The organism is Paraglaciecola hydrolytica, from assembly GCF_001565895.1.
Classification (GTDB): domain Bacteria; phylum Pseudomonadota; class Gammaproteobacteria; order Enterobacterales; family Alteromonadaceae; genus Paraglaciecola; species Paraglaciecola hydrolytica.
This window is the reverse complement of sequence record NZ_LSNE01000003.1, coordinates 1183061-1197730: the sequence shown is the minus strand read 5'-3', so window position 1 is coordinate 1197730 and position 14670 is coordinate 1183061. Positions and strand designations below refer to the sequence as shown.

11 protein-coding genes are annotated in these 14670 nt (G+C 43.1%); 5 read left to right on the top strand and 6 right to left on the bottom strand.

The genetic code is table 11. The features are described 5' to 3' along the window. The 5 genes from AX660_RS07705 to AX660_RS07680 all read left to right on the top strand — a co-directional run. Positions 1 to 3434 (top strand): DEAD/DEAH box helicase (locus AX660_RS07705; protein ID WP_068374839.1); only part of this gene is annotated, 3434 nt, incomplete at its 5' end. A gap of 647 nt (positions 3435 to 4081) precedes the next feature. Beyond that, positions 4082 to 5071, top strand: coding sequence for a transposase (locus tag AX660_RS07690; protein WP_068374831.1), 990 nt, complete (start codon positions 4082 to 4084; stop codon positions 5069 to 5071). A gap of 252 nt (positions 5072 to 5323) precedes the next feature. Continuing rightward, positions 5324 to 5461, top strand: coding sequence for a hypothetical protein (locus AX660_RS23170; RefSeq protein ID WP_157884312.1), 138 nt, complete (start codon positions 5324 to 5326; stop codon positions 5459 to 5461). Between the two features lie 645 nt (positions 5462 to 6106). After that, complete coding sequence (locus AX660_RS07685; protein ID WP_068374828.1) at positions 6107 to 6997, top strand: metallophosphoesterase; 891 nt, start codon at positions 6107 to 6109, stop codon at positions 6995 to 6997. A gap of 118 nt (positions 6998 to 7115) precedes the next feature. Then, positions 7116 to 7526 carry a Dabb family protein gene (locus AX660_RS07680; protein WP_106404034.1) on the top strand — a complete coding sequence of 137 codons (411 nt, stop codon included), beginning with the start codon at positions 7116 to 7118 and terminating at the stop codon, positions 7524 to 7526. A gap of 56 nt (positions 7527 to 7582) precedes the next feature. On the opposite strand, the gene AX660_RS07675 is transcribed toward AX660_RS07680, so the two are convergent. The 6 genes from AX660_RS07675 to AX660_RS07650 all read right to left on the bottom strand — a co-directional run. After that, a complete protein-coding gene (locus AX660_RS07675) occupies positions 7583 to 8047 on the bottom strand; it encodes a cupin domain-containing protein (protein WP_068374822.1) in 465 nt (154 codons plus the stop codon). 37 nt (positions 8048 to 8084) lie between these two features. Next, positions 8085 to 8603 carry a PepSY domain-containing protein gene (locus AX660_RS07670; protein WP_068374819.1) on the bottom strand — a complete coding sequence of 173 codons (519 nt, stop codon included), beginning with the start codon at positions 8601 to 8603 and terminating at the stop codon, positions 8085 to 8087. A 153-nt stretch (positions 8604 to 8756) separates the two neighbouring features. After that, positions 8757 to 11624 carry a TonB-dependent receptor plug domain-containing protein gene (locus AX660_RS07665; protein ID WP_068374810.1) on the bottom strand — a complete coding sequence of 956 codons (2868 nt, stop codon included), beginning with the start codon at positions 11622 to 11624 and terminating at the stop codon, positions 8757 to 8759. Between the two features lie 149 nt (positions 11625 to 11773). Then, complete coding sequence (locus tag AX660_RS07660) at positions 11774 to 12820, bottom strand: FecR family protein (protein ID WP_068374804.1); 1047 nt, start codon at positions 12818 to 12820, stop codon at positions 11774 to 11776. Beyond that, positions 12820 to 13389: an RNA polymerase sigma factor gene (locus tag AX660_RS07655; RefSeq protein WP_068374803.1), complete on the bottom strand. Its 570-nt coding sequence runs from the start codon at positions 13387 to 13389 to the stop codon at positions 12820 to 12822. Before AX660_RS07655 ends, AX660_RS07660 begins: the two co-directional genes overlap by 1 nt. Positions 13390 to 13680: 291 nt before the next feature. Next, positions 13681 to 14670 (bottom strand): TonB-dependent receptor plug domain-containing protein (locus tag AX660_RS07650; protein WP_131811773.1); only part of this gene is annotated, 990 nt, incomplete at its 5' end.

The window sequence follows — 14670 nt, the reverse complement described above, 5'->3', positions numbered from 1 at the left end:
CCCCGAAAGCCATTGTCTATTTTGAACAAGCCATAGTGGCTAAAAACAAAGTGGCTAAACGCAAAAAACAATATCTCAATGAGGTATTGGGGTATTTTTATAAACTGGCCTTGCTAGTGCATGCCAACCAAGTGGATGTGAATAGCTTTACTACAGCCCTGCAACAAGTTGAATTTGAAGAAGGTGATCGTAAAGTTAACAGCGATTTTTACCATCTTGGACAGAGCCTTGTTAGACCGATTGACTGTTTGTCCAATGGGCTAAAATATAATATCAATATTAAATACAGCAGCGTTGAAGCAGAGATTGACTACTTCTCTCATCAACTCAGTTATTTTAATTATTTATTGGCCCATCTGTGGTGTAATAAGGCCAAAGCCCCCGCATTGGCTAAGTTAGCCGTAAATTATCAGGCTAACTTTAATCAACTGGCTTACCCCTTATTTGCTCAGCTATGTGAGCAAATGGCTGCGTTCTTCGGTAACAAAGAGAGTAATAAAGAAAGCAATAAAAAGCCGGAGTTAAAACACGCATCAAGCTTAATTGATGTCTCCAGCCTGATTACGACCAAGTCAGAATGGGACTTAGCCCTCGATAAACTTATTGCGCTCAATCCAAACAACGAAAAAAATCCATCACAGACAAAAGACACGCCAAGCAAACCTGTGCGTTTAATTTGGGAATATGAGGCCAGTTATGGTCACCGTTTAACGGCCCGTGAGCAAAAACTAAGTAAATCAGGCTGGAGCAAAGGCCGCACTGTGGCACTAAAACGCCTAAAAGAAGAAACCGAGTTATTCGACTACCTCAGTGACAGCGATGAAAATATGTGCCGCGTGATAGAGGTTTATCAAAGTTGGGGTTATTACGCAAAAACCGAATATAGCTTGCAGGGCTTGTCTGCACTGCAAGCGGCAGTGGGCATAGACAACTTATATCACTGTGACGACTTAGAACAAAACATTGAGATCATCAAACGTGAACCGGAATTATTAGTCAGCCAACAAGGCGAGCAATTGTGTTTAAGTATTGCCGATTTACCCGCCGACTTTGACGAATACGAGGGCCAAAGTGCATACGATTTTAAGGCGATTAACGATAGGCAATATCAGCTCACGGTGTTTTCGCCTGAGCATATCAAGGTGGCCGAGATCATTGGTGAGTCGGGTTTGTTAATTCCGCTCAGCGCCAAGCAAAAAGCCCTTGAAGGCATAGCCGCCATTGCCTCGTTTTTAAATATTCAATCGGACATTACCGAGCTGGATACCGGCCTAGAAAACCATGAATGTGATAGCAATTTGGTGGTGAATATTCAGCCCACCCAACACGGCCTCGCCTTTACTTGTGTGGTCATGCCCTTTGGCGAACAAGGACCGGCCTTTAAACCTGGTGTGGGTAATGCCAGTTTAACCACCGACATCAACGGCAAACGTTTGGCCACTCAACGCGACTTAATATACGAAGAAAGTTTGCTCGATCAACTCGATAAGGCTTGCCCGGCTTTTTTAAATATGCCGGATAACAGCTTAGTAGTAGACGACTTACAAAGCGCACTAGAAACCCTTGAGCAGCTAGAAATTGCCATTAGCCAAGCCGCATTTGCCTTAGTATTGCGCTGGCCCAAGGGCAAAAAAATAACTTTAACTAAAAAGCTCGACAGTCAGCATTTGCAACTGGCCTTTAGTCAAAAAAATGAGTGGTTTGATATTAGCGGTGAGCTGCAAATAGACAATGAACAAGTCCTTGAACTGCGTAAATTGCTAGAATTGGTGAGAACCAGTAATGGTCGTTTTATCGAACTGGGCGCAGAGCAAATACTTACCTTGTCTGATGACTTACGCCATAAACTCGAACTCATCAATCAAGTCACCGACGACGGAAAGTTTCACCCCTTAGCCAGCTTGCAAATGGAAGAAGCCACCAGTGGCATGCGCATGAAAACCCTGCATGCCTGGGATGAGCAAACCCAAAAAATGCATCAAGCCAATAAGATTAAACCGCTTATTCCATCTACCTTTCAAGCACAGTTACGTACTTATCAGTTAGAAGGTTTTGACTGGGCCTCGCGCCTAGCGCATTGGGGGGCAGGGGCCTGTTTAGCCGACGACATGGGCTTGGGTAAAACCCTACAAGCCCTGGCTATTTTACTGGCGCGCGCCAGCAATGGCCCAAGTTTAGTGATTGCGCCTACCTCTGTGTGTTTTAACTGGCAACAAGAAGCGCTCAAGTTTGCGCCTACGCTGAATATCAAACTCTTTGCCGACTCGACCAATACCCTGCAACGTGAAAGTTTGTTAAATGACTTAAACCCCTTTGATTGTGTGATCATCAGTTACGGTCTGCTGCAACGGGAAAGTGACATACTCAAACAAGTGCGCTGGCACACCATAGTCGCCGATGAAGCCCAAGCCCTGAAAAACCCCTTGGCCAAACGCACCAAAGCCGCCTATGCCTTAAAAGGCGATTTTAAGATGATCACCACAGGCACCCCCATCGAAAATAACTTAAGTGAACTATGGAGTTTGTTCCGTTTTATTAATCCGGGTTTACTTGGCAACATCAAACGCTTTGCTGAACGTTTTGCCCTGCCCATTGAAAATGTTAAAGAAGATCCACTGGCCGCGCGCAAAGCCAGCCAAGGGCTAAAAACTTTGATCCAACCTTTTATTTTACGGCGCATGAAAAACCAAGTATTAAAAGAATTGCCCTCGCGCACCGACATTAATATTCGGGTAGAAATGAGTCAAAAAGAACGAGACTTTTACGAAGCCCTACGACTTAACGCCATCGACAATATTAGCCAAAACGACCAGCAATCTAACGTCGGCGAACAGCGCATTAAGATGCTCGCCGAACTGGTTAAACTGCGCCAAGCTTGTTGCAATCCTAAATTAGTATTGGCCGAAACCGACATCCCCAGCGCCAAACTCGCCGCCTTGGATGAATTACTCGATGAGCTAAGACTCAACAATCACAAAGCACTGATTTTTAGTCAGTTTGTCGGGCATTTACAGTTAATCAAACAGCACCTCGAAACCAAAGGCTTTAGTTATCAATATCTCGACGGCTCCACCCCACAAAAACAACGCCAAGAAAGCGTTAATGCTTTTCAAAGTGGGGAAGGGGATATTTTTTTAATTAGCTTAAAAGCCGGTGGCTCAGGGCTAAATTTAACCGCCGCCGACTACGTGATCCACATGGATCCGTGGTGGAACCCAGCAGTCGAAGAACAAGCCTCCGACCGCGCCCACCGCATAGGTCAAACCCGACCAGTAACCATCTATAGGCTGATTACCCAAAACACCATAGAAGAAAAAATTGTCGCCCTGCACCAGCATAAAAGGGATTTAGCGGATAATTTATTAGAGGGTAACGAAGCCGTGACTAAGTTGTCAGTGGCTGACATGCTGAATCTGCTTAAAGAAACGTTTTAACAAGGCGTAAACCTGTTCCTGTTGTAGGAGGGGCTTCAGCCCCGAAGCTTTTGTTTTATCGCTACGCCACAGGGCATGGCCTGCGGCCACGAAGACTATGCGCTGCTCGCACTGAGCATTCGCGTTGCTCACCGTCATCCATGACGTTTTTGTCTCACATCCGTGAGAGCCAGTTACTCTTTCTTCTACAGCCAAGAATAGAGTAACCAGAAAGAGGCCGCTCTCCAGCATTGCTCTATTCCCGTCATACCTTTGATTAAAACAGGTCGTGAATACGCGCTCCCGGCGCGGAGTCACTCATTATGCATCCATGCATAATACCCTGTTTTAATCTGCGGCATTCGGGGAGCAATGAGTCGAGAGGAAGGCATCGCTGCGCGACAGAGCATGACCTGCGGTCATTGAGACTATGCGCTGCGCGCTCTGAGCATTCGCGTTGCTCACTGTCATCCATGACGTTTTTGTCTCACATCCGTGAGAGCCAGTTACTCTTTCTTCTACAGCCAAGAATAGAGTAACCAGAAAGAGGCCGCTCTCCGGTAAGATCAGCAAATAAGGATCAGCAAATAAGACACCCATCTTTAAATAGCAAAAAAATAGTTTTATCCTAAACTCTAAGGTAATCGCTTAACCAAGGATGGTCTGTCATGCCTCAGTCACGTAAAACTCAAATCAGCTTAACCGATACTCCTTATTACCATTGCGTTTCCCGTTGTGTTCGTCGTTCATTTTTGTGCGGTGAAGATAAATTCACCGGGCAAAGTTACGAACATCGCCGTGGTTGGGTTGAAGAGCGTTTGTTGTTTTTGGGGACTGTTTTTGCCATTGATATCGCGGCTTTTGCGGTGATGAGTAATCATACGCATGTGGTGCTGTGTGTGGATAAAGCCTTAGCACAAAGCTGGTCGTTGGAAGAGGTGTTAGTGCGTTGGCACTCTTTGCATAAAGGTACGTTGTTGACTAACAAATACCTTGATCCAGAACAACGCACAATGATGAGTGAGTCTGAGTTAATTGCAGTTACAGAAACCGTCACTATTTACCGCCAACGTTTGTATGACATCAGTTGGTTTATGCGCAACCTCAATGAATACATAGCCCGCGAAGCCAATAAAGAAGATGAATGTACCGGCAGATTTTGGGAAGGGCGATTCAAATCACAAGCTCTTTTAGATGAATCAGCCGTACTAGCTTGTATGGCTTACGTCGACTTAAACCCTATTCGAGCTAAGATGGACACCACACCAGAAACCTCAAAACACACCAGTATTCAGCAGCGTATCCACGCACTAATTCAAGGTGAGCAACCCAATCAACTCATGCGCCTTGTGGGCAATCACAGAGTAAATATGCCTAAAGGCATCGCTTATAGTCTGATTGATTATTGTGAATTGGTTGATACAACAGGCCGGTGTATTCGAGAAGACAAAGCTGGACAAATTGACCCCGGCCAAAGTCCCATTCTTGAACGTTTAGGCATAAATTCCGATCAATGGCTAACGCTCACTACAGAGTTCGAAAAACACTTCTCTAATGCTGTGGGCAGTGAACACATGCTGCAACAATTCAAACAACACACCCACCATCAACGAATACGCGGCATGGGCAAAGCCAAAGCCTTATTTAAAGCAGCGTAAACCGCAAGAAAAACTGCACCCTGACACCACTCACAACACTCGTTGACCAACGCGGCTGCTTGGGATTTAGTAATGCACTTTTTTATCCTCGAATTAAGCTAGGTTACGCACAAAATCTGCACGTAGCCTGCATCAACTCGCTTTATTTTGAGAAATTTAGATAACTTAGTATCGCCAGGAAATAATCGAAGATTTCGTTTATAAAAATGGCTGTCTTTTTAACCTTCGGTCTTTTTATTAGAAGAAAGTTTGATGGAATTTGAGATAGCTGTTGAAACAAAGTTGAAAGATAGAACTTGGTTGCAAGAACAATTTGCCCCTGAGATTACTGCAATAAATGAAGAATCAATTTACCCTTATCAATTTGAGTTTGGAAAACATAAAAAATAGAATCAAATGAGTCTATGCTTTTTAACTTCTCCGATTATCAATTCGAAGAAATTTTTTTTACTGCGACTCCGACTTACCCGATTTTATTAGTGCCTTGTCAAATGTCCTAACAGGACGTTAGGACAAGGTGAGGTGAGTATAGGGACGTACTCTCCGCGCCGGTTTGATCAACAAGGTACTGATAAAATTGGAATAGTAAGTTGGTTGGAGCCGGCTTCTTTCTGGTTACTCTTTCTCAGCTGTTTGGAGAAAGAGTGACTGGCGTGTCATGGATGACATGTCATACCCGCAATGGATTGCGGTCGCGTAGCGATGCCTTGTCGCGAAGCGATATCTTTGTGGCCGAAGGCCATGTCTGATAAGTGCAGCGCATGCTTTGTGCACAAAGTGCATGCCCCGTCGCGAAGCGATGCCCCGTCGCGAAGCGATAATCTCTGTGTACGAAGTGCACATTCCTGAATAAGCGCAGCGCATGCCCCGTCGCGAAGCGATGCCTTTGTCGCGTAGCGATATCTTGGTGGCCGCTGGCCATACTTGAAAAATACCGTGATAGAGAGCACCTCTTTGCTTTCAAAAATATTTTACCAATTTCAGCCACATGCTAACCTCGTAAAACTGGGCAACTGAATTTAATTAGAGCATTTCATGAAAATCACCAAGATTGTTTTACCGACATTTATTTGCATACTTTTAGTGTCGGGATTTGGGGTGGCGGCTAAAACCCAGGATAGCTTTGTGCTAGGGGTGGTTGCCGATTGTCAGTATGCCGATCAAGCAGATAAAGGGTCTCGGCTTTATACCACTTGTCCGGTAAAATTGACGCAAGCGGTCAATGATTTTAATACCCACTCTCTTGTATCTGTTATTCATCTTGGTGACTTTATAGACAAGGATTTTACTAGCTTTGCCACAGTGCTTGATATCAGCAAAGCGCTAAACACGCCGTTTTATCACGTCTTAGGTAATCACGAATTTTCAGTGGATGACCAGTACAAAATGCAAATAGCCACGTTGCTCAATATGCCAGCACGATATTATAGTTTTGACATTGATAATTGGGTGTTCATTGCCTTAGATGGTAATGACGTAAGTACTTATGCTTGGCCTAAAACCAGTGAGAAACACCAACAAAATATGGCGCTTTATGCGTCTAAATATAGTGCGCAGAAAACTTGGAATGGTGCCATAGGTGAAGAGCAATTGGCATGGTTAAAACAACAATTGGACTGTGCACACGGCAATAATAAAAACGTAGTATTGCTTAGTCATTTTCCGGTTTACCCAGAAGACCAACATAATTTATGGAACAGCGCAGAGGTATTAGCCATGATTGATCACTATCCCAATGTAAAAGCGTGGTTCAATGGGCATAATCATGTGGGTAACTATGGACTTAGAAATGGTGTACATTTTGTGACATTTAACGCCATGTTGGATACGCCTGAAACCGCATACAGTCTTGTGGAATTTAGTAAAGACAATATAAAAATTGAAGGTGTTGGCAAACAACCGTCAATGGTATTGTCGGTAAAATAGACTTTATATTGACATAAATTTTTAGACATTGCGTTTTACCATTGTGGTGATTTTGTTTTAGTTAAAACCCAACTTTTTGTTAGACTCATACCATTAAGTTTGTAAATACCAAGGAGCAATTGTGAATTTAAACAGGAGACAATTTATGGCGGCGAGTGCGGCGAGTGCGGCGACGTTAGCGACAGCCAGTGCTGTAGGTGCTGGAATAGAGGCTAATACCGGCCAGGTGGTGCACACCGTTTATTTTTGGTTAAAAAATCCAGATTCTGTGGCCGATCGTGATGCGCTGATCGCGGGTTTAAAAACCTTAAAACAGGTACCAGAAGTGAAATCTTTGCATGTCGGTGTGCCTGCCAATACCGAAAAACGTGACGTGGTAGATAACAGCTTTAGTGTATTTGAACTGATGTTTTTTGATGACTTGGCAGGGCAGAGTACCTATCAGCAACATCCGATTCATTTAGCCTTTGTAGAAAATTGCTCGCACTTGTGGGACAAGGTCGTGGTACACGATTCATTAACTGTTTAATCTATTGATCAAGTTTAAATAGGCTCCTCAGGAGCCTATATTGTTTTACAGATGGCCTATTCTTCGCTGGTTAAATACTGCTTAACAACTAAATATTTTAACTCAGTATCCCCCGCATTTTTAATGCCGTGCATCTGCCAACTTGGGCAATAAAAGCTCGTCATAGGGCCTGCGGTACGAGTTTCTCCGTCTAAATAAAATTCTGCTGTGCCTTCAAGCACTAAAAAAAACTCATCTTCTGCGTGTTTATGCGGGGCATGGGTTGCTTGCTGGGGGGCAACCACGCTGAGTTTTAAGGTTTTACCATTTGCGAATTGTTTGTCAGCGAACCAATATTGGTAACCGACTTTTGTTTCTACAGTTTTACTCATATCAAAGCTGTTGACGGCTTCATCAATACTGTAGTGTTTTGTGGCGGTATCTTTTGCCAATGCCACAGGCGCTGCTAACACACTTGTTAGCAGCCAGATTGCTAGTGCAGTGTACTTAGACGAGCCAATGTTGTTGTGTTTAGCACCCATAATATCTCCGATAAAATTGTCTTTTTAAATAGCAAAATTAAGAACTAAAGATCACCACTATCAGCGCAAATACCACTCCGCCAGTAGCGATTTTAAGACCATTTTTATAGGTCATGGCCCTGGGCATAAACATCAAAAATGAGGAGATCACAAAAAATAATAAACCCAGACCAAAGGTGATATTAAGAAAAAACAAGGGGCTGTTGGTATTGGCTTTATGCAGTTTAACTAACTTGGCCAGTGGCGCGGGATAGTCTTTTTTAGTGACTTTGGCGATACCCGTGGTTTTATCATATTCACCCTCATTAAAAACGATGTTTTGTGGAGTTTCTGCTTCCACTTTAAATTTGCGGAGTTTTAAATTTTGGCCAAGATCTTTGCTGCTTAAATTTGGCGCTAACTGATGCTCGCTTACATAGTCATATTTTAAAAAATCGGTAGTGCGAAAAATTAATAAAACGCCGCTAACTGAATAAACTGCCATGATCCCCGCGAGGAAAAAGCCTAACCAACGGTGATATTGTCTGAAACTATTGTGAAATTTTGCTGATGCCATCGTTTTCTCTAAATTAAAGTTGTTGATTAAATTTTTTACTGCTTTACTGCTAAGAGCAGCGTTGCTGCGACTTACCGCGATATTTAACCATACACATCGAAGGATGTCTGAGAGTTTTACACTTCTTTGCAATTCAAGATGTCGTACCGTTGTTTAAAAATCGTAGATGCCACGCAGATAATAAAAACCGCCACTCAATCCTATGGGGGAGGTGGTGGGGTAGAGTGAACCAGCAACATTGGCGTAGGGGTTAATGTCGGCGCGATTATCCAACAAGTTTTTAGCGCCAAGTGATACCCTGAACCCTCGGCTAAGGTGATAACTTAGGTCAACATCTAGGGTGATTTCTGCGCCTGCATAAATGTCGTAACCTGCAGCGGCATTGAGATGATCTTCATAAAACGAAGAATAATAGTTGAGCCTAAAATAACTACTGAATCGTTCGAAGGTTTGCTCAAAGCTAAAATTGGCGCGATGTTGGGGTAGGTTGTCTTCAATCATTTGAATACGTTGTGGGCTTAAATTACTTTCCATTACCACAGTGCCATCTGTATCGGTTTGCGGGTATAAATTAACATTATCAACCTGGGTATCGGTCCAGTTATAGCTAAAAATGATGCGCGTACGGATGTCAAAAATATGGGTGTCATAGTGCATCACAAAATCAAGACCTTGTGTACTGCTGTCAAAGTCATTTGTGAAAAACTTTGCACTACCATAATTACTTGCTTCGCTCACACCGGCATCCACCAACGTTTTAATATCATCGAAACTTAAATACAGCGGTGAGGTGGTACTGATCCGATCTTTTAAACGAATATTAAAATAATCGAGAGTGAGATAGAGCTTGTCACTGGGTTCGCTGACCACACCAAAACTCATATTCACGGATTGTTCAGCCTGCAATGGTTGTGCGCCAAGATGCACTGGAATGGGATGGGTCGGTGGCAGTGTAGCCTGATCTTCTAAACCCTGAGGGGCATAAGCGGTAGTGACATTGACTACATTGCTTTGCCCAACCGTAGGGGCTTTAAATCCCGTGCTGAGTGAAGCTCTGAGGGTAAAAATGTCGTTAAGGGCTTGTAAGGCAGATATTTTACCACTTAGATTGTCGCCAAAATCACTAAAGTTTTCATAACGAACCGCCAAGCCAAATAAAAAGGCCTCACTTAGATGCATTTCTACATCAGTGTAAAACGCCCAGTTGCTACGTTGCCAACTACCTGCTGATTTGGGGCTGTAGCCGTTAAAACCGTTAGAGCCGACACTAAAACCTTGGGATAAACCAGTATTGGGATCAAAGGCAAATTCACCCACGGCATAAGAGGCCAGATCACCGGCTTTTTGCCTATAGGTTTCGCGGCGCCATTCCATACCGGCTGCCACATTGAGTTTAGAATCAGCTCCCAAGACAAATGGCTTAAATAAATCGATATTGATATTTCGCTCATATTGGGCTGCTAAACCAGGAGAAAAGCGGGTTGGCGACAGATTAGCTAAAGAAGGATTAACGGTTTGACTGATGCTGTAGTCAATTTCTGAATAACCCAATCCTAGGCTGATATCATAAGACCAGTTTGTTTGGGTGTGGCCTTTAAGTCCACTGACAAGAGCCGCATCACTCATGACACCACCAAATTGTGGGGTAAAACCGCCGGGAAATACCTCGTTAAAGGCAAAACAGTTTTGCCCGACAGGCGTTGAATTATCAGCAATCAAGGCATAATCCGCATCGTCTAATACATTGTCATCAAGCAAAGTAACCTGCGGGCAGCTAATGCCTTGCCCTAGACCATCAAGGTCGGCCACCAGTAAGTGAGAAACACCATTATCGTCAGTCTGCCCCTCAAATACTCCCTTACGAGTGTGAGGGTGGCGAAAATAAAACCCGCCCTCTATTTTACGTTTAGCGACGTTGGCAAAGGTATAAAACTCGTCAACTTCATTGAGCTGGTAAGCTAAGTTGGCGGCAAGTTTTACATCATAGTGGATTGTAGGAATGCCCCAAATTTGCGCCGGCTCACTGATTGCCGTATTACCTGCCTCAATCAGTGTTAAGGCATCATCACGCTGCACACTGTTACTGGTGCCGGCTTGTTGTTTGTATTCGGCACTTAAATGGGCAAACCCTTGTTTTTGTAAGGAAAACCCCATATGGCTTTGCAGTTGTAGCAACTCTCCATCACCCTGCCCATAACTACCAATACGGGTTTCTAGATTGCCACCTTCATCGTCATCATTTAATACAAAGTTAATCACCCCAGCTATGGCGTCTGAGCCATATTGGGCGGCCGCGCCATCGCGCAAGATCTCAATTTGTTTGATTGATGAAGCGGAGATAGTCGATAAATCCACACCTTGTGCTCCATCAGATAAACCTCCGCCTAAAAAGGTGATGGCGGATGAACGATGGCGGCGTTTGCCATTGATTAGTACTAAGGTGTGATCTGCCGCTAAGCCTCTTAGGTTAGAAGGCCTAACCAGCATGGATGCATCATTAATTGGTTGGTCGTTAACGTTAAAAGAAGGGATTAAGGTGGCCAACATCGAATTAAAATCGCTGGCGCCTTGGCGAGTAAATTCATCAACACTCACTATGTCCAGCGGGACCGGAGAATCAATAACAGAGCGTGGAGTTGAACGGCTGCCTACTACGGCAATTTTTTCGATGCTGCTTGTAACTTTACTTGGCTTGTTGGCTTGAAGGTCGATATTTGGTTGAGTGGATGTTATAAATTTAATCGCTTTTATGCTGATATTGCCATTAGCTTCACTAACGGGATATAAACCTGTGCCTTCGAGTAATTTTATTATACCTAACTCTAGACTATAGCTACCATGCAGTGAATTGGCGGTTTCCAATTCAGCTAATTCTATAGGAAATAATAAGGTGGTATTGGTTTGCTGGGCAAAAAGGGTTAGTGCCTTATCTGCGGCTTGTTGTTCGATATTAAATGGGTATAAGGTCTCTGCCGATAAATAACTTGAAAAGAGTAATATGATGAGGCAAACAAAACGCATATTTCAGTCAGTTATGCTGTGGCAAGGTGAGTCATTTTGTGAGTCTACCACGATATATTTTCAAGTGGCTTGAGAATTTAATCTTTCAAATAAATGACAAGGAATACTGTCAAAATGGCAGTATTCACTTTAGCGTAAAATTTAAAAAACTAGTTTGAAGACAACAACTGAATGGTGTATTCATCTAACTTGCGGTATCTAATATTAAAATTATTTTGTAAAGCCGCTAATAATCCGTCGATGTCTCCCGCCTTAAAAAATCCCGCAACACGTTGTTGTTTTACTTGCTCATCGGCCAATTCAAAATGCACTGGCATATAACGGCTTATTTCAATCATTGCCTCGGCTAAAGGCTCACCGTTGAATACCACAATGCCTTGGCGCCACGCTAGCTCATTTTGCATTTGTTCTAGGGATAAACTCACAGCTTGAGGATCTTCTGCTGCGACCATGGCTTTTTGACCCGCGCTTAAAAGGGTTCCTGTACCCTGCAAAGCCTTATTTGGTGTGTTGCTTGTTTCATCAATACGGAGTTGTTGGGCATTTTGAACCAGTACTGTACCTTCGGTCACCAACAATTCAAAACGCTGATTATCAAGCAATTGTACATTAAACGCCGTACCTACAGCTGTTACGGTATTGTGTGCAGTAGCAACCACAAAGGGGCGATTTTCATCGTGGGCGACCTCAAAGTGCGCCTCACCTTTAATTAACTGAATAGTTCTGCGGCTAGCAGAAAAGTCTATTTGCAGCTCAGAATTGGTATTCAGGTAAACCACTGAACCATCTGTCAACATCACAGGTTTTTGCTCACCCACTTCTGTTGAAAGCCTAGTGATTAGTTGCTCAGTGCTGTGAATCTGACTGGGGTTAAACACTAACCAAGTGAGTACCGAGACCATTAAAAAACCAATACTGGCGGCCAAAGGCCACAAAATTTTATGCGGTTGGGTATAACGAGCCTGCCCATCGATACGCTCTAGTGGCATCAAGCCATTGAGTTCATTGAGAACACTTAAGTCATCCCAGGTTTGTGCCATTTCAAACAATATCTGCCGATGAGACTCGCTGATAGTGGTCCAATTCTGCAATGTATGCTGTTCATCAGGGCTTAAACCACGATCTATTCGGCTGATCCATTCACAGGCTTGCAGCTGTATATCTTCTTTACGATTAAATGCTTTTATATTAGTCATTAACTTCTTCGCTGAGGTCTAGGCATTTTAAGAGGGGCGTTGGTGCCTGTATGTTGCTGTGGTTCGTTAAGTTTTTGCAGATACACAGAACATTGCAGTAAACCTTTGGCGACATGTTTTTCAACGGTACTTTCACTCAGACCGCAATGCAGAGCAATATCTCTTTGACTCATGCTATAGATTTTTTTCATTAAAAATACCCGCTTCACTTCAGGAGAAAGGGTATCGGTGGCGCGACAAAAATCTAAAAAGCGCTGTTTGCTCTCAACTTGTTTCTCAAGGCTTTGAGTGGTTAAGTTTGCAGGCATTTCATCATAATCGTCTAATGATTGATTATGTTTTTCACTGGCTTTTGCAACGTGATTGAGGGCTAAATTACGCGCGGTTTTAAACATGTAAGTGCGCTCAAACGTTATCTCATGTTGCAACTCTGCTTCATAACTCTTAATAAAGGTCTCTTGTACAATATCTTCAATATCATCACGCTTAACAATACGGCCAATAAACCTTTCAAGTTGGCTGCGGCATTTTAGATAGGTTGTTTCTAAGGTCGAGCTTCTTCTATCCATATCAACCACTCACTGCTGCAGAAGTCGATGGCAAAAATGCCTGTAAATGCTGTTGGTAAGGCTGCCAATCGTTGTTAATCGATTTCATTATGGGATGTCTTGCCTCGATATTACTGAGTGTTGTGATGGGGCTATCTACCGCATTATTACTAATGCAGGCATTATTCCAGTCAATCCCACAAAAGGCTAGTAAGCTTTATTGCAGAATAATGTGGTTCAGATTGTTACAATGACAAAAATAGCCTTGTCGATATAACAAGGCTACGGTTTTGTTATCAGGCCGTCTTAGCCTTAGAAGCTATAACTAGCTTTAACATAATAAAAGCCACCGTTGTAATCAAAGGGACCGCTTTCATAGTACACACCACCTTGATCACCATAAGAATTTGCTGATAGCTTTTGTGCTTTTTGATCAAACAGGTTGGTTGCACCAGCTGAAAGGGTAATCTGCTCGTTTACAAAATAACTGACCTCAGCATCTATGGTAAAGGCTGAATCAGCTACTTCATTCCAACCACCTGGTTCAGCATCATCAGCATGTACCGCAAAATATTCACCAAAGTAATTAGCCCTTATAAAGGCACTGAAATTATCCCAGTTTTGCGCCACGGTGAAGGTTGCTCTATGGTCCGGTTGACCCTCCTCTAAACGACGAATTTTACCTAATGATGTGGTATCAGGATTAAATTTATCGACTGCTGTTTCATTCCAGTTATACGCTAGATTAAAGTTGGTATCATTACCTGCAAAAATTTCTGCCTTATAACTGACTACCACGTCAAGTCCTTGGGTCGTGGTATCAAAGTCATTAGCAAAATAAGTTACTGCAGAAATAAGCTCTGGGTTTTGCACACCTAATGCTCTTAGTTGAGCATAATCAGCAGCTTGCACGCTGATCTGGCTGGATTGAGCGATACGATCAGTTACTTCAATATTGTAATAATCGACACTGACAAAAAAGTCACCTGATTGATAAACTCCGCCTAATGCGTAACTAGTTGAATCTTCAGGTGTTAATTCTTTACCACCATAAAATGCCGATAAAGGATCGGTAGGTGGTGCGGTGAAGCTTTGAATTAAATTACCACCAACTATCGAGGTTTGGGTATTCACTACGTTAGCCTGACCAACCGTGGGAGCACGGAAACCTGTGCTGGTTGAACCACGTAAAGAGAAATCATCTGTCACCGAATACTGAAAGGTTAATTTATAATTTGTGGTGCTACCAAAGGTTGTAAAATCTTCATAACGCAAGGCTGCACCCATTAAAAAGTCTTCAGT

Coding starts and splice junctions, on each gene's coding strand:
- AX660_RS07690 (WP_068374831.1), top strand. CDS start 4,082: ATGCCTCAGTCACGTAAAACTCAAATCAGCTTAACCGATACTCCTTAT.
- AX660_RS23170 (WP_157884312.1), top strand. CDS start 5,324: ATGGAATTTGAGATAGCTGTTGAAACAAAGTTGAAAGATAGAACTTGG.
- AX660_RS07675 (WP_068374822.1), bottom strand. CDS start 8,047: ATGGGTGCTAAACACAACAACATTGGCTCGTCTAAGTACACTGCACTA.
- AX660_RS07655 (WP_068374803.1), bottom strand. CDS start 13,389: ATGGATAGAAGAAGCTCGACCTTAGAAACAACCTATCTAAAATGCCGC.
- AX660_RS07685 (WP_068374828.1), top strand. CDS start 6,107: ATGAAAATCACCAAGATTGTTTTACCGACATTTATTTGCATACTTTTA.
- AX660_RS07660 (WP_068374804.1), bottom strand. CDS start 12,820: ATGACTAATATAAAAGCATTTAATCGTAAAGAAGATATACAGCTGCAA.
- AX660_RS07670 (WP_068374819.1), bottom strand. CDS start 8,603: ATGGCATCAGCAAAATTTCACAATAGTTTCAGACAATATCACCGTTGG.
- AX660_RS07665 (WP_068374810.1), bottom strand. CDS start 11,624: ATGCGTTTTGTTTGCCTCATCATATTACTCTTTTCAAGTTATTTATCG.